We start from the raw sequence: 15,956 nt of genomic DNA on the forward strand, positions 1-15,956 counted from the left end.
AGAAAAAACTTATGAGCTACTTGTCGAAAGATTATATCTAGACGGACTGTCGTCGACGAAAGATGTGACACGCGTATCCACGGAATTACGGAATGCGGTACGAACAACGGTCCTCAGAAGATATCGTTGTGAATCCGAACGCAGATACGTGGTACTGTGGGCGAGTTCGAACCGGAGGTACTTGTATGGCGACTGGCAATTACTGATATGACGAGTGAGGACGAGCCGGTCCAACACTGTACATTACACGAGCCGGCTAACCTCCGAGCTACCCTTGACGAAACCGGAGTTGAATATCTCGATGTTGACAACCACAAGACGATCGTAATCTATCAAAGCGCTGTTCTCGTCCTTCTTGCCACTGACGGACACGCTACAGAAGCAACGGCGTTTACTGTCGAACTCTGGGAACCACCTGCAGACGGGATTGAGCGTGATCCAGATGACCTTCTTGCTGCCTTCATTGAAAGGGTGGTTCCACAAGCAGAATCATCTCAGTGATGGACCACCAGACACCCGAGACGATATACCTCTCAATTCTGGTGGGGATTTTATTACTGTCTTTCGACGATATCAGTGCGCCCCGTTGTAATCCGGGAGACCAGCCACCTACAGGAGATGCGCTCTTGAAGCGCATTGTGTGTCTGGCTGGTCATTGAACAGGAATCTAGTTGCCCGAATTCAGAGACACTCACATTGTACACACGACAAGGGCTAAATAGGATGGCTCACAATGTACACATAATGAGTAGCGACAAGAAGCGTGTCCAGTTCCGAGCGCCACATCGGCTCATTGATCGTACCGATGCCCTCGCGGACGTGCTTGGGGAAGATCGGACTGATATCCTTGTGACTGCACTCCGCGAATACCTCCAAGAGGCCGCTCACGACGATGCTCTCACCCAAGAGATTGCGGCTGCGTACTACGATGACGAAATATCTTTCGAGCAGCTCAAAGCACTCGTCGGTGCCGAAGAGGCGTCGAACCTTCGAGTGTTGAAACAGCAACTGGACGAGGACTTCATCGACGAGGTCGCCAACGTATAGATGTCGCGGCTTGTCGTTGATACGTCCGCCCTTGTGAGTCTCGGGATTGTTGCTGACGACGATCCTGATCCACTTTCAATCTGTATAACCCAATACGAAATCGTCGCCCCAACGGCGGTCATCGAGGAACTCCGAGAAATTGCCTCGTACGACGATATTCATGGTCGCGCCGCAACTGCTGTGCTCGACCAAGCTGAGACACTCAAAACACGCTCGGTGGATCTCGATACCGAGTTCCCGCTTGATGACGGCGAAAACGCCGCTGTCACCCTTGCGAACGACCTCGATGCTGCACTGTTTCTCTGTGACGAGTTCAACCAGCTCGGCCTGATTCATGCGTCACTCGCCGATACTCGTCTGATGACGACGCCGACGCTACTTTCAGTACTCGTTCGAACCGAGCAGTTGCCAGCGGCCGATGCCCGGATACTTCTTGACGAGATTAGCGATGCTCGCAGTTGGAATGCGAACAGCTACGTGCAACGGGCCCGCTCGCTGCTTGAGGAGTCTTGACACATTTCTCGACGCGCTCCTTGCTGCCAATTTTGTGTGCCCCAGGTCGGGTGAGGGATTTCTTCTATGGACCCGACAGAAACAGTTCCAGACTACGAGCGATTCGAGCGCGAACAGATCGCACAGGACCATGACCGACGGCGTCCCGATACTGTCGAAATAGACGAGCCACGGGGCCGCGAGGTGGTCACCAGTCTGCTTGACGAGGGCGTCGTTGAGCCAATCCCAGAACAAGAGGTCTTGCAGCACGTTCCCTCCGGACAGTGTTTTAGTTCCGACATGGCACTGGTGTACTTTCACAAGGGCTGGGAGGCCAGAGGCGAGGAGTAGCCAGCTCATTACACTCTCACCTGAGCCACACAGTCGATTTTCTGTCCCCCAGTGGAGGTGCGGGGGCGTGCCCGAGAGCGCGTCCCGAAGATAGACCAATGTCAATGATACAGTCAGATACTCCAGAGCAGCCTAGCCAGCAAAGCACCTGTACCTTCGATGATTCCGAGTCCCGAGGCGAGGAGATGCGCGACCAACTTGATGCGTGGGTCGAGGATCTTGCCGACCTCACGAACGAGGCCCAGGCCAGCGAGCAGTTCCAGCAGTGGCTCGATGTGCAGAGCAAGTTCCACGACTATTCGGCCCGGAACACGCTGCTCATCAAGCTCCAGTGTCCCGAAGCAACCCGAGTTGCAGGGTACAATACGTGGCAGAATGAGTTCGACCGCTACGTCCAGAAAGGCGAGGACGCGATCTGGATCTGGGCTCCCATCATCACGGAGAAGTGCCCCGAATGCGGCAACTCGCCGTCGTATCACGAGAACTCGGACTGTGAGTACGACGAGACAGACCCTGAGCAGTGGCATCGGGGACTGGTCGGGTTCCGGCCAACGTCAGTGTTCGATATCTCCCAGACTGGGGGCGAGCCACTTCCAGAGCTAGAAACAGAAGCTCACGGCGACCCGGATGGACTTGTCGAGGACCTGTTGGATGCGACCGACGAGATCGGCGTCGACGCGAGAATCGTCGCTCCGGAGGAATGGGAGCACGGGTCAGCACGGGGCGTCTGCCAGCGCCGAAGCGTGACGACCACGGATCCAATGGTCGAAGCGGTTGACCGGGACAATCGGGCCGCACTGGCGAGCACACTGATTCATGAGTTCGCACACGCCGAGCTTCACTTCGATGTAGAGGATGAGGCGGAGCGCTCAAAGCGTGAAGTCGAAGCCGAGGCAGTCGCCTACGTGGTCAGTCGTCACTTCGGACTGGACCCCGACAACTCGGCGTTCTACTTGGCGGCGTGGGACGGCGACGCACCAGAGACGTTGCGGGACCGGCTGGACCGTATCTCCTCGACTGCAGCGGATTTGATCGACGCCGTCGAAGGTGCCAGCTGAGAGGGAGCGGTGTCTTTCCAGACGTGCTTGAGAGGATTGTTTTGTGACTCCCCTGGTGGCCGGGGGAGTCAAATATGCGTTCCACAGCAGCGTCAGGTGGCAGTCTTGTCGGACAGTTTCTGAGTGTCTTAGCTGACTTGCGTGACCAGATCGGAGGGCCGTACTACCTCGGGGATGTCAACGGCCGGTTGGACTGGCCCGACCGAGGAGTGTACTTTTTCTTCTCGCCAGCAAGCGACCTTCGGGCAACGACAGCGGTCGACTGGCGACTCTCGCGGATCGGCACCGTCGGCATCAGTACCGGTTCGTCGAATACGCTCTGGGCACGAACCTAATTTGGAAAATCCTGTGGGCATGTCATGAAATCCTCCATCCACAACATCGAACGCGCTATCGAGGATTTAATCCCGTGAGACCAGACGTTTAAACAAGCCCAGTACCCATATTCGATATCGTCGTATGATTATTGGTTATAAATTGAAATATTTTGTTACTGATGAACCGAGGCTATGACTCGGCGAAGAACTCGCCGTACTCCGTAACAAATGAGCGAAGTTCCTCGGGGTCAGGTGCCTTCTTGTGACGCATGAAGTAGCTTGCTACCGAATTAGCCAGCACTAACGCTGCACCGTCAGACAGCCCCTCAGAGAGGGCAAGTGCCATCCCACTGGTGAAGTGTTCGTCCACGTTTCGAATCTGGCGTGGATTGACAACCTGTGGCGCTCTTGCAGAGAGAGTTTCTTCAGGCGTAGCCATCGTCGCACCCCACTGGGAGTGCATTACATATCGCGTAACACCGATTTGGTCGCGGATCCATTCGATCGTGGACTCAGTGTTTTGGATGTCGGTTGTGACGAGGGTTTCGCGAAGCTGTCGAGTTTGGCTACGGTTCATAACCACCGTCACTGGAACAGTATCGTCGAGCGACGATATCGACTGTACTCCCGCCTCGATTTCTGCCTGCGAGTACTGCGTGATCTCTCCTAATGTGAGGTGAATATGTGGCGGCGGCGAATTTAGAAGAGGCCAGAGTTCCGTTCGAAGTCCGTCAAGAATGTCTGGGAGAGTTGAGTTCGTAAACCAACTACCGAGAGATAGAACGGCAGTCCCGTCGATGTACTCGGCTAGCACGGAGAGTTCGATTCGTTCTTTGAGCCGTTCCCAATCCAACCGCTCGAGGTTCGGCTCGGTTAGGAGGAGCTTCCGACCTTCAAACCAGACGAAGTCAGTGACTGTCGTTTGGCCGACACTTACCAATTTCTGGTCAGGAAACTCGCGGACGAATTCTGACCGGATTGGATCGCCCATTTGACCGACAAGTGTCAGGTCGTATCCAAGTTCGTCAAAGACCCGCCCAGTGTGGGCGACATTACCGCCAGGCTCTGTTCTGATCTGTCGCCACTGTACTCTTGGAGCAGATTCACTAGCTTCGAACCTGATGAGTGCTTCGCGGAACGCCTCGAACTTCCGGACCCGTTCGTAGTCTCCACCCGATTTTGGTTTGACGATTTCACGCATACGGTCGATATATGCATCGAACCCAGTGACGACCGATCTGTTCCCGAACTCCGCTGGAAGTTCTGTATGACAAGCCTTGAGATGTCGCCTCGTTTCCTCATCAAGTTGATTGGAGTGGATCGTATCGCTCTCCCGGAGTGTGATATAATATGCCACGTAATCGGCATTCCGCATTCCCACGCCACCAATGGTTACCAGAGATGATTCGACACCTCCAGTCTCCCCGTTGATGTCAAGTGTGAGCGAAGCGCGGATGTCATACTCGGTGTAGTAGTAGCCAGTCAGCGTCCCTTCTTTCGTGACCTTATTACCCGTCTCCGTGTCGTACCCTTGGAACGTGATATCGAACGAGTCGACTGTCTGGCTGTCAGTCAGCGACGCGAGATCGGCCAGACAATCCCGAATCCGCATGTATTCTTTGGGGAGGGTCGGGCTTCGTGGCTCGTTCATAATCTGTTTTGCGAGTGGCCATATTGACTCGGAGATAAATCGATCAAGCACCATCGCGAGGCTGGGATTTGTTACGTAGTACCCGTGTTCCTCACTATCGACAAATTCGTAGCCTGCCTGTGCCCAGTAGAGTCCCCGACGACGATCAGTAGTGAGTGCGAAATCTTCCTTTGTCGAGACGACTCTGAGTTCGTCAACAGTGTCGGGTACGGCTATATCCATCTCCTCTATATCTGTTGAGTCGGGCGAGACATTCGAAAGGACAACTCGGACTTGCTGGTCTTCACATTGCTTAAGATCGTCGACAACGGACGGAAATTTATCGACGGGGAGCAACAGTAGGACATCGCGTTCTGCGGTCTGAAGGAGATCACGAACGTATCTACGAATAGTACTCTCGCTTTTGAACAATGCGACACCACTTTCGACCGTCTCGACGGTGTCATGTAGTTCTTCGAGGAACTCTTCGGCTTCTGAGAGGCGGTCCCGGATCGAAGATAGTGCTTCGGACGGGTCGACAGCGTACGCCTTCTGTGGGTAGTCATCAATGAGTTCGACAAACCCCCGGCTCTGCAAGTCGTCGACGATATCGTAGACCCGCTGTTTGGGGACCTCACTCGTTTCGGCGATATCCGTCATTGATTGCGTTCCTCCTCGAACAAGTGCGAGGTATACCTCCGTTTCGTAGGTCGTAAAATCGACGTTTTCCTCGAGTGTCTCACGCAGGAGTGCGAGTTTCGCGTCGTCCTCGGCGGTCATTGTGCGGTCATTGTGCTTCTGAAATAAGCCGTTTGCTGAACAACCCCGTGATTGGCTTCATGTTAGATACTAACATGACCGATACACATAAGACTGTAGATTTTCATCACGATAGTTGTGAAAATGGATAGCCAAGATATCCCTGTATTGAATGACGCATGCCCTGAGGTTGGGCGTCTGACGACCGAAAACACGAAGATTACCGATTCCAGCTGTGAAACACTACCGCTTGCGCACCTCGACGCTGACAAACTCAGAGAGTATGAGGTTGTGTGGTGGCATCAACAGTCAGCGCTGGATGAATCTACTCGAGCAACTCTCGATGACGTTGCTGACGCCCTACTCGACTACGTAGCCGATGGTGGTGGTCTCCTCCTTTCCCACGGGGCCGTCGCAGCCGCGTCCGCTCTGGGTATCGAATCACACGAACCAGACGCCGTTGAAACCATTGCTGGGGAAGAAACTGGCTTCCTCCTCCGACGACCGTATGTTGATCATCCGGTGTTTGACGGTTTCGAGACGCTCCGCCCCGAGAGTGCGCCCACTGGCGACGCCATTACTGTCCACTACGAGTCGCACTATCCCCACGATGCGGATGTGCTTGCGGCTTGTCGCACGGATGGCGAGGACGAACCAGCACGGAAGTCGGTGCTCTGCTGGTCTGTTGACGACGGCCACGTCGTCGGAGTCGGCCATGGCCTCGATACCATCGCAACCGATGTCCAGCAAACGCTGCTCGATAACTGCCTGGCCTATGCTGCTGGCAACGGTGAGGACCCACAGACGGTCGGCCGACCGAAGGGACGGGCAGAGTTTGAAGCCTTCCGTGAAGCTGTCCCCGACGCGAACCACCGCCCCGCGTACCATTTCACGCCGCCCGCGAACTGGCTTAACGATCCGAACGGCCTCGTTCAGTGGGATGGTATGTATCACCTGTTCTATCAGTATAACCCGGCTGGACCGTTCCACGACACTATACACTGGGGCCATGCCGTTTCCGAGGACCTCGTAAATTGGACCGATGAGCCAATAGCGATCGCCCCTGATCCGGACGGCCCCGATTCCGTCGGTGTCTGGTCCGGGTGTTTCGTCGATGATGGTGGGACACCGACAGTAATGTACACAGGCGGAGCAGGCACCAACCAACTCCCGTGTCTGGCTCGAGCGACCGACGACTCGCTTCGAAACTGGCGGAAATCGGACGAGAATCCACTCTTAGAGTCGATTCCCGAAGAGATTGACGTCCTCCACAGTATCGACTGGCACGGTGAGTTCCGCGACCACTGTGTCTGGCAGGAGGGCGAAAAGTGGTACCAGGTCATCGGCTCGGGACTGAACGGCCAAGGCGGGGCAGCCCTCTTATTCGAGTCTTCGGACCTCGTAGAGTGGGAATACTGCCATCCGCTGCTCACCGGTAATTGGCGTAAAACCGGGCCGATATGGGAATGTCCTGAACTTCTACAGTTCGAGGAAGGGGCGTTGTTGCATGTCTCCGATTACTCGAAGGTGGCGTACTTCACCGGCGAGTATGATGAGGAAGCACATCGTCTTCGACCGAACGACGACGGCGTACTTGACCACGGAGTGTTCTACGCGCCTCAGTCCTTTGAGGACGATGCCGGCCGCACAGTGATGTTCGGATGGCTAAAAGAGGACCGGGACCAAGAGGCACAGTGGGACGCTGGCTGGTCCGGCGCAATGTCACTCCCGAGAGTGGTTTCGCTAACCGACGATGGGACACCTCAGTTATCGCTCCCGACGGAATTAGAGACGCTGCGTGAGACTCACCACTCGTTCCGTGATTTCACTATTTCGTCGGATGGGTCGAACCCGCTCCCCGATGTAGCGGGTGATACATTGGAGGTAAAGATGACAGTCGATGCCGAGGACGTGGGGGAATTCGGCCTCGTCCTGCGGGAGACGCCTGACAGCGAAGAACGCACCGTCGTCCGCTGTTCAATTCGTCATCGATCCTTAATCGTTGACCGCTCTCAATCCTCTACCAGCGACGCGGTAGCCGATAGTCCAGAGTCCATGCCGATAGCCCTGGAGAAAGACGGGACGTTCTCGCTCCATTTGTTTCTGGATCGCTCTGTCATCGAGCTGTTCACTAACGACGCACAGGCACTTACAACCCGAATTTATCCCACGCGACGGGACAGCACAGGAATTTCGCTGTATGCCAAGGACTGTGACGTGACCGTCAAATCGCTCGATGTGTGGGATCTCTCGTCGGATTAAAGATTAACCACTCTAGTGGGGAAAAGTTGAAATAGGTGGGGTCGAGTGTTTGTATCGATGGGTCGTATCACAATCAACAATGTACGAAAGGAGTACGACTCCGATGCTGGGACGATATGCGCTGTCGAAGATGTGAGTCTCAACGTTGCTGATGGTGAGTTCCTCACCATCGTTGGACCGTCGGGGTCGGGAAAGTCGACGCTCCTGCGGATGATAGCCGGACTGGAAGACATCACAGGCGGCGAAATCAAGATCGGTGACACGATCATTAACAACATCGCGCCGCAGAACCGTGGGGTTGCGATGGTATTCCAGAATTATGCGCTGTATCCGCACATGAGCGTCCGTCAGAACATGTCCTATGGACTGAAACTAACGACGGACCTCGGTAAGGAAGAGATCAGTCGGCGGGTTGAGGACACGGCGGAGATGATGGGCATTGGCGACTTACTTGATAAGAAGCCAAATAACCTCTCAGGCGGACAACAACAGCGAGTAGCCACCGGCCGTGCCATCGTCCGGCAACCGGATGTGTTCCTTTTCGATGAACCACTCAGCAACTTAGATGCCAAACTTCGCCTGCACATGCGCACCGAACTCCAGCGTATTCAGGAGGACTTAGAGACAACGTCAGTGTACGTCACCCACGATCAGACGGAGGCGATGACGATGTCCGACCGCATTGTTATCCTTTCTGATGGGTCCATCCAGCAGGTTGGGACACCGGCAGAGGTGTACGCACAGCCGACTAACCAGTTCGTCGCGGACTTCATTGGATCGCCTTCGATGAATTTCTTCGACGTGCGGCTGGAACATGGTGTCCTTCACGGCGAGGACTTCGAGTATGAAATCCCACCAGAACTGGCCACCACAGTCCGAGAAAATCGCCAGAGTAACGACCTAGTGCTCGGCATTAGACCGGAGCACATCAGTGTTGATACCGAGGGCAAGGACACCATAGAGGCGACACTTGAGGTCCTCGAACACGAGGGAAGCGACAACTACCTCTACCTCTCGAAGAGCGAGACAGAATGGACTGTCCGGGTGGATGGCAACACCCGCTTCGAGCCGGGCGAGTCAGTCGAGTTCACACTTCCGGCCGACCATCTCCACATATTCGACGCCGAAACGGGGGAGAATCTGGTCCTCGATGAAGCCGCATCGACGGAGACTGACGATTCGTCTGTCACAGCATAGCTTCGAGTAACGGAACAAATATAATACAAACTACAAGAATATCATGACACACGATAACGACACAACTGCCGAGTCGAATAATACGCAAATTAGCCGTCGACACCTCCTTGGAGCGGGTGGGGCCACCTTTGCGACCGGTATCGCTGGCTGTGCAGGGCTGACCGGTGGTGGCGCTGGCGACAGCAGCAGTAACGACAACAGCAGCAGCGGAAGTGGATCCAGTGGGGATGTCGAAATTAACTACTGGCTGTATTTTGGCGCACAGGAGAACGAAGAGATGATGACGCTCGTTGAGGAGTTCAACAGCCAAGACAACGGGATCCACGTCAACACCCAGAGCGTCCCCTTTGGCGAGTTCCTGAACAAGCTGTTCACGTCAGTCAACGCCGGCGAAGCTCCACACGTCGCCAGTTACTACGGTTCCTTCGGGCGACACCTCAAGCCAATCACAGATCCCATCGACGACTATCTCTCCGAGGGGGCCGCAAACGAATACTTCGACATCGCGTGGGAAAACATGCAGGTCGATGGGCGCCCATACGCGCTTCCTATCGATGTCCACGGAAAGGCGTTGTATACCAACGACAGCGTCCTCGAGTCCGCCGGCGTCGAACCCGACTTCACTGACTGGGAAGGATTCTCGAACACTTGCGACACTATCGTCTCGGAAACCGACTCTCGGGCGTTTTCCTTCCTCAACTGGGACTCGCCCCAAGCCGCGTTCCGTACCTACAGCATCGCTCTGACACAGGCTGGCGGTGAGTTCCTGACCGGCGAACCGGGCAACTACGAGGTAACCTTCGACGATGATATCGGCTTGGAGACGGGACAGCTGATGGCTGATATCACCGGTGATTTCGGCTGGGACGTGCCCCAGTTCCAGAGCGAATCTGCCCGCGTCGAGGACTTCATCGGCGGGGACCTCGCTATGTTCATCGCTGGCACCTGGTCGATCAACAATTTCGAGAACGAGGACGGCGAAATCCCGGAGTCCCTCGACTTTAGCTTCGAGAAGCCGTTCATGTTCCCAGGCGACGGCAAGGAGGTTGCCTGGGCGGAGTCCAACTCGCTATACTTCCCGACCAATGAGAACCACACGGAGACCGAGAAGCAGGCTGCTGTCGAGTTCGCCGAATACGTTACCCAGAATAATACACTGTGGGCATCCGCAGGAGGACACCTGCCAGCAGCTGAGTCAGTCGCAACTTCAGAGGAGGTCCAGAGCACTCCACTCTGGGAAGAACACGGCACCATCTCCAGCATGTACGAGATGGTCAAGGAGGGGCAAGTTCGCTACCAGCCACAAACGCCGATTAACCTCAACAGTAACCAGTACTGGAGTCCGCTCATGGACCTGTATCAGCACAACACAGACCCCAAGAGCGCCATCGAGCAAAGTGCCTCCGCGCTTCAGCGCGCCCTCGACAGTAATTAGCCATGAGCAACGTAGAACAGTCTTCGATTGGAGGGCAGATCGGAGCGATTCGAGAGTGGTTCCACCAGCGGTCGACGCGAGAGTTACTCACCGGAATCTTGTTTGCGGGCCCGTACCTTGCGCTGTTCACGGTCTTCCTGCTGTACCCACTCCTGAAGGGACTGTACATGAGCCTCTTCGAGTGGAACTTCCTGAATCCCGCGGAATCCACGTACGTAGGACTGGACAACTACGCTCGACTTCTGAGCGATCCGGCCTTCTGGGATGCACTGTGGAACACGCTCGAGTTCGTGGTTTTGACGGTTCCGCTGATCGTCGTCGTCAGCCTCGTACTCGCACTCGGTCTGAACAAGGAACTGATGGGATCGCGAGTCCTCCAGTTCCTCTATTTCAGCCCGTACGTGCTGACGGTCTCCGTCATCGCGCTTGTCTGGTCGCGGATGTTCGCACAGGCGGGCGTCGGGACGCAGTTCCTGGGTTGGTTGTTCGAGGGGTCTCCGTTGAACTCGGAGCTGTGGGCAATGCCGGCTATCGTCATCGCGACCGTTTGGTGGCAGGCCGGCTTCTACTTCGCAGTACTGCTAGCTGCGCGCCAGAACGTCCCAGAGAGACTCTATCAGGCCGCGCGCCTCGATGGCGCCAGTCCATGGCGTATGTTCCGGGACATCACTCTCCCACACATGAAAAACGCCCTGCTGTTCGTCGTCATTGCATCGACCATCTTTCAGTTTCAGGTGTTCGGGCAACCGTACCTGATGACCAAGGGCGGACCGGTTGGGAGCACAGAGACACTCGTGATGTATCTGTACCAGCTCGGCTTCGAGACCCGCGAACTGGGTTTCGGCGCTGCAGTCGGATACACTCTCTTAGTGATCCTTGTGCTTGTGTCGCTCGTCAACTACAAGATCGTGGGGACCAGCGATGAGTAACACAAGCTCGAACTCGGTGTCGGGGAAGAATCGCTATTTCGATCGCGACACACTGTATCAGATAGGTCTCTACATTGTCATGTACGGGATCGCAATCGCGTTTTTCGTCCCGTACTGGCGAATGTTCCAGCTCTCAGTGACGCCGATGAGCGTCATTGCCGAGGGAGGATTTCACTGGATCCCGCCGGAGGTCACGTTTGCCGTCTGGCAGCGATATCTTTTCGAGGAACCGATCATCTACCAGTGGACGTTCAACACGTTCATGATCGCGACCATTACGACGCTCATCGTGCTCGTTGTGGACTCGATGATTGCTTTTTCTCTCACGCGACTCAAGTGGCCGGGCCAGTCGGCCGTCCTGGGCATCATCATGGCGAGCTTCATGATCCCCGGCTATGTGAACATCATCCCGCTGTACACGCTGGTTAACAACCTCGGGCTGATGAACTCCTACTGGGCGATCATACTCCCGTTCGCTGCTGGGCCATTGGGCGTATTCCTGCTCATCCAGTTCTTCCGAGACATCCCAGAGGAGCTTGAGGAAGCAGCCCGCCTCGACGGGTTCTCTACGCTCCGAATCTACTCACGAATCATCCTGCCGCTGTCGACGCCGATCCTGACGGCACTGGGTCTGTTCGTATTTATCTGGAGTTGGAACCAATTCCTATGGCCGCTGATCGTCCTGAACGACGACGCCCTGTACACCCTTCCGATCGGGGTCGTAACGCTACGGGACGTGAACGCGCTGGCCCCCAACGTCATTATGACCTCACTGGCGCTGGCGTCGCTGCCGCTGTTCATCGTCTTCCTGCTGTTCCAGGACAAACTCATCTCCAGCGTCCAGATGCAGGCGGGAACGGGATAACCCATGACCGGGGATCAGAAGGCGTTTCGACACGCAGTGGCTGGCGTTCCGGGATTCGTCTACCGAAACGGCCTCTCGCTCGTCCTTGTGAGCGTCGCCTGGTTCCTGGCATCGCTGCCGCTCGTGACGATCGGGCCGGCAACCCTTGGTGCCTATGTTGCGATCCAGGACCTGCGGAGCGATCGAAACCAGATCAATCGTGAACATGTATTGCACATATTACATTGCAACGGTGTCGCCAGCCTCCTGTTCAGTGGTGTGCCAGTCGTCTTCGGAGCCGTCGCGGTCACATATGGTGTCACCTCCCTACAGCGGGGGTCAATCCCCGGAGAGATCATCGCACTGATCGCCGCATACGTTGCGACGTACAGCGCATTAGCGCTGATGCCGACCTTTGACAGGCTGGCCCGGGGCGACGGCGTGATTGATGCAGCCCGCTTCGGCCTCGGCTGGCTGGTTCATCATCCTACGCCAGCATTGGCGATGGGACTGCTCACCGTCACCCTACTTGCGCTGGCCGCCTTGCTGACGATCGCATTCGTCGTCCTCTTCGCTGGGGTCGTGTTCTCACTACAGGTCGCCATCATCGAGGTTGTAGAAGCACAGTCGCAGGAGTTCGAGCTGAAAGAGCCGGTCGGAAACAAAACGAAGGTGTAACTGCGGTCTCTCTGCTCCAGTCGCTTCTGTTGGGTAACGCGCTGTGTCGGACGATTTCTGTTCCTCTAGCGGGTGAGAGGATGACTACAACTGATCCGACTCAGACACAGAATGGACAGCCAGACCAGCAAGCCGGGTTCGACTTCAGCAAGCCCAGTCAAGAGCATGAGATCGAGGTGTCGTACTCGTGGGGCTATGTCGACACTATCTACATGGACGACGACGGCGAACTCGTCCGCTCACAGGATACCGACGGTTACTATCGCAATGATGAATCGTTCGAGTGTACCTGCGGGGAGACATTCGGTTGCGAGAGCAAAGCAAAATCCCATATCCGAAGCGAGGGGTTCCAAGGCCCGCCTGTGCCGGTCGCTGGACACCCAGAAGAATTGAGTTGGGAAAACGAGACGGTGACCGGCTTCGAGGATAGTGTCCAATATATTCCAGATGTAGCGAACACCGCCGGCAAAGTTGTCGACGGGGCTGACTACCTGATTGCGACGGCTCGGACAACGCTGACACCGCCAGCGGACCACGAGTTCGACAGTTGGGACCCACTGCAATCTGGCCGCTTGGCGAATCATCGCGGCGACCCACTGTTCTCGGCGCGGATCTTGTCGAAGGCCACCGCGACGCTTTCGACCGGACATCAGTACGTTCCAGACCGCTACACCATCTACTTTCGTGGGCACACAGCACTGTACTTGGAGGGGCCGAGGGGCGGCATCATCATTGCTGAACGACTCCCCGGCCTCGACTGAGACGGCGGTTTTCTGTTCCTCTGGCGGGTGCGAGGATGACAGAACCAGCCTCCAAAGCCCGTGATGGATCAGCCACGAACAGCAGCGAATCGCCCGTCGACGAGCAACCAATTCCAGTCGTCAAGCCACCATCGGCGTTTGTCTGGCAAGATGAAGTGGTCCCCGCGCTCGATGGGGCTATCACCGTGCGTCCGGAGTCTGCCCGCTATCCGATAGCCGCACAGGTTGTCGACGGTGCTGAGTATCTTGTGGCAACAGCCCGAGAAACGTTCACTCCCCCAGCTGACTACCAGTTCCAGTCGTGGGACGTACTCCAGTCTGGTCGCCTTGCCCTCCGATCAGGCGACCCCCAGTTCCCGCCAGCCGACGTGAGCCGTGCAATCGCAACGCTTGCGAAGCATCCTGCGTACCAGCCTGAGCGGTTCACGATCTTCTACCGAGGGTGCGAACCAGTGTATATCGAAGGTCCAGACGCCGGCATTGTGATAGCTCCCTGGTAACTCGATAGCGATTTTCTGTTCCTCTGGCGGGTGAGAGGATGTCCACACACTCAGCGTCGAAGTCGTTCCAGCATCGCCCGCCAGCAGACACGGGGGAGTGTTCCTGTCCGATACACGCCGATGGCGAGCCGTTCACGGCACCCCTCGGGATTCGGTTTGCTGATCATGTCGCCGTCGAACCAATCGACAGAGAGACTGCGGCCGCCGTCTACGAAGCCCACCACTCATACATGGGGTCACTGCCGTCGGTCAACCTCGCTCACCACGGGCTGTACTTTCAAGACTCGCTAGTCGGGGCTATCACCTACCGGTATCCACTGATCTCGAAGAAGCGGATCCGGTACGGCGTCGACGGCCAGCTCTGTCCCGAGCCAGTCAGCATCGCGAGCCTTCCAGCAGAAATTCGAGCAACCGCCCGCCAGGTGCTTCCGTCGACGGACACACAGGTCGTTGACAGCGAAGTGGTTTCTGGCGACTCGCTCGTTGAGGCCGCGCGGATCTGCATGGGCGTTCGGATGCCGAACCTCGCTTCGGCAGCGCTGGCCCGCTCACAGGAGCGATTCTTGCAGGCTGACGACCGTGACACCCGGTTTCTCTTGACGTGGGTACGCTCGGACTACGAAGGGGCGATGGTTCGGGCGCTGAAAGACAAGGGCTGGACCTGTACGGGCTACCGAGAACCAGGGCAGGCAAGCAACCGCGAGGACAAGCCGATTCGTGAGCGATACAAGTGGCGCTTTCTCTGTCCTGTGGACACTGCTCGCGAGCAGTCAACACTTGCACGGTGGTCTCAGTGACCGACGTCCAGCTCGAGGCAACGGCTGAGTGCTGTCAGTTCTGTGGAAATAGGGCTGATATCTCCGGCGAGGCGTACACGTATGTCCGGTGGCCCGACGAGGTCGACCGAGAAGACGGCGTGTTCCGGTTCACGATTTGTCGGGAGTGTGCTCTTCAAGACCGTGACAACGTTGAGCAGGCCGCTTCGCTCTTCCACGAGGCAGATCGGGACTATCTCCTTACCTGCGATACCTGTGGAGCCGTTGGTAGCCAGTCTGCCAGTACTCGCCGTCCAGCAGCGGACACGTATCGGCTCGCGAGCATCATCTCCTGGTCGGTGAGTATCAACGGCTTCGACGGGGTAACGCACTCTTGTAGTGAGTGTAGTCCTATCGTGACGGTTGACTGTGTGAAACGTCCCGATCGGACATACGACAACGAGGTGCCCCATCTCGTCGAGCCCCCGTTTGACTCAATTGGGAAGACAGCAGGCGATGCTCCGGCAGACAGTGAACAGGTTGAGCTCGGCGGGTGGACTGGATAGCCGACGGTAGTTCCACCAAACCGGTGGGTCTGCTCCGCTAATGAGCAGTACAGAGAGTACACGTATCGCGAGAGTGGCGACCTATATGAGATTCATCAGAAGACCGGTGAAACATGCAGAGGCTGAGTACAGCAGATACTGATAGAACCTTTTATAGCCGTTGCTGAATCTATTGCTCAGTGAACCTGCACACGTTCCAGTTAGATCGGATAAACACTGTAACAACATCTTTAAGAAACTGAATTTAGGGCTCTGTAGTTTCGCTAGCCGCGACAGCTACGACTGCGTTATCTTGGTAGAAAGCGAAGAGACAGATTGGTTTGACATCCGAAATCCGCCTCTTCACCCGTGTTACGGTCGCTAAGTCTAAATCAG

17 protein-coding genes are annotated in these 15,956 nt (G+C 56.2%); 16 read left to right on the forward strand and 1 reads right to left on the reverse strand.

All coding sequences use genetic code 11. The annotated features are described in order from the left end of the window. Positions 1–156 precede the first annotated feature (156 nt). The 6 genes from NDI54_RS19485 (at position 157) to NDI54_RS19510 (ending at position 3,283) form a co-directional block, all read left to right on the forward strand. On the forward strand, positions 157–501 hold the full coding sequence (locus NDI54_RS19485) for a hypothetical protein (RefSeq protein WP_310898035.1): 345 nt from the start codon (positions 157–159) through the stop codon (positions 499–501). Between the two features lie 243 nt (positions 502–744). After that, entirely contained in the window at positions 745–1,047 is a 303-nt protein-coding gene (locus NDI54_RS19490; protein ID WP_310898036.1) for a hypothetical protein, read from the forward strand. Next, entirely contained in the window at positions 1,048–1,560 is a 513-nt protein-coding gene (locus NDI54_RS19495) for a PIN domain-containing protein (RefSeq protein WP_310898037.1), read from the forward strand. It begins immediately after the preceding gene. Between the two features lie 66 nt (positions 1,561–1,626). Further along, positions 1,627–1,890 (forward strand): hypothetical protein, encoded by a 264-nt coding sequence (locus NDI54_RS19500; RefSeq protein ID WP_310898038.1) that lies wholly within the window; start codon positions 1,627–1,629, stop codon positions 1,888–1,890. A 98-nt stretch (positions 1,891–1,988) separates the two neighbouring features. Then, on the forward strand, positions 1,989–2,948 hold the full coding sequence (locus NDI54_RS19505; protein ID WP_310898039.1) for an ArdC-like ssDNA-binding domain-containing protein: 960 nt from the start codon (positions 1,989–1,991) through the stop codon (positions 2,946–2,948). A 74-nt stretch (positions 2,949–3,022) separates the two neighbouring features. Then, positions 3,023–3,283, forward strand: coding sequence for a hypothetical protein (locus NDI54_RS19510; protein WP_310898040.1), 261 nt, complete (start codon positions 3,023–3,025; stop codon positions 3,281–3,283). A gap of 172 nt (positions 3,284–3,455) precedes the next feature. On the opposite strand, the gene NDI54_RS19515 is transcribed toward NDI54_RS19510, so the two are convergent. Then, positions 3,456–5,675, reverse strand: coding sequence for a TrmB family transcriptional regulator (locus tag NDI54_RS19515; RefSeq protein ID WP_310898041.1), 2,220 nt, complete (start codon positions 5,673–5,675; stop codon positions 3,456–3,458). Positions 5,676–5,945: 270 nt separating this feature from the next. On the opposite strand from NDI54_RS19515, the gene NDI54_RS19520 reads away from it, so the two are divergent. From NDI54_RS19520 to NDI54_RS19565, 10 genes are all read left to right on the forward strand, one after another. Further along, the gene (locus NDI54_RS19520) at positions 5,946–7,916 is read left to right on the forward strand and encodes a glycoside hydrolase family 32 protein (RefSeq protein ID WP_310898042.1); all 1,971 of its coding nucleotides are present in this window, start codon (positions 5,946–5,948) and stop codon (positions 7,914–7,916) included. 57 nt (positions 7,917–7,973) lie between these two features. Next, complete coding sequence (locus tag NDI54_RS19525) at positions 7,974–9,113, forward strand: ABC transporter ATP-binding protein (protein WP_310898043.1); 1,140 nt, start codon at positions 7,974–7,976, stop codon at positions 9,111–9,113. Positions 9,114–9,156: 43 nt separating this feature from the next. Continuing rightward, entirely contained in the window at positions 9,157–10,548 is a 1,392-nt protein-coding gene (locus NDI54_RS19530) for an extracellular solute-binding protein (protein WP_310898044.1), read from the forward strand. 2 nt (positions 10,549–10,550) lie between these two features. After that, positions 10,551–11,477, forward strand: coding sequence for a carbohydrate ABC transporter permease (locus tag NDI54_RS19535; protein ID WP_310898045.1), 927 nt, complete (start codon positions 10,551–10,553; stop codon positions 11,475–11,477). After that, entirely contained in the window at positions 11,470–12,342 is an 873-nt protein-coding gene (locus NDI54_RS19540) for a carbohydrate ABC transporter permease (RefSeq protein ID WP_406600209.1), read from the forward strand. Before NDI54_RS19535 ends, NDI54_RS19540 begins: the two co-directional genes overlap by 8 nt. Positions 12,343–12,345: 3 nt before the next feature. Continuing rightward, positions 12,346–12,999, forward strand: coding sequence for a hypothetical protein (locus NDI54_RS19545; protein ID WP_310898047.1), 654 nt, complete (start codon positions 12,346–12,348; stop codon positions 12,997–12,999). Positions 13,000–13,079: 80 nt separating this feature from the next. Next, positions 13,080–13,760 (forward strand): hypothetical protein, encoded by a 681-nt coding sequence (locus NDI54_RS19550; protein ID WP_310898048.1) that lies wholly within the window; start codon positions 13,080–13,082, stop codon positions 13,758–13,760. Between the two features lie 35 nt (positions 13,761–13,795). Beyond that, positions 13,796–14,260, forward strand: coding sequence for a hypothetical protein (locus tag NDI54_RS19555; protein ID WP_310898049.1), 465 nt, complete (start codon positions 13,796–13,798; stop codon positions 14,258–14,260). Positions 14,261–14,298: 38 nt separating this feature from the next. Beyond that, positions 14,299–15,057, forward strand: coding sequence for a hypothetical protein (locus NDI54_RS19560; RefSeq protein WP_310898050.1), 759 nt, complete (start codon positions 14,299–14,301; stop codon positions 15,055–15,057). Continuing rightward, positions 15,054–15,581 carry a hypothetical protein gene (locus tag NDI54_RS19565; RefSeq protein WP_310898051.1) on the forward strand — a complete coding sequence of 176 codons (528 nt, stop codon included), beginning with the start codon at positions 15,054–15,056 and terminating at the stop codon, positions 15,579–15,581. Before NDI54_RS19560 ends, NDI54_RS19565 begins: the two co-directional genes overlap by 4 nt. Positions 15,582–15,956 lie beyond the last annotated feature (375 nt).

This window comes from Haloarcula terrestris (assembly GCF_031624315.1).
GTDB classification, from domain to species: domain Archaea; phylum Halobacteriota; class Halobacteria; order Halobacteriales; family Haloarculaceae; genus Haloarcula; species Haloarcula terrestris.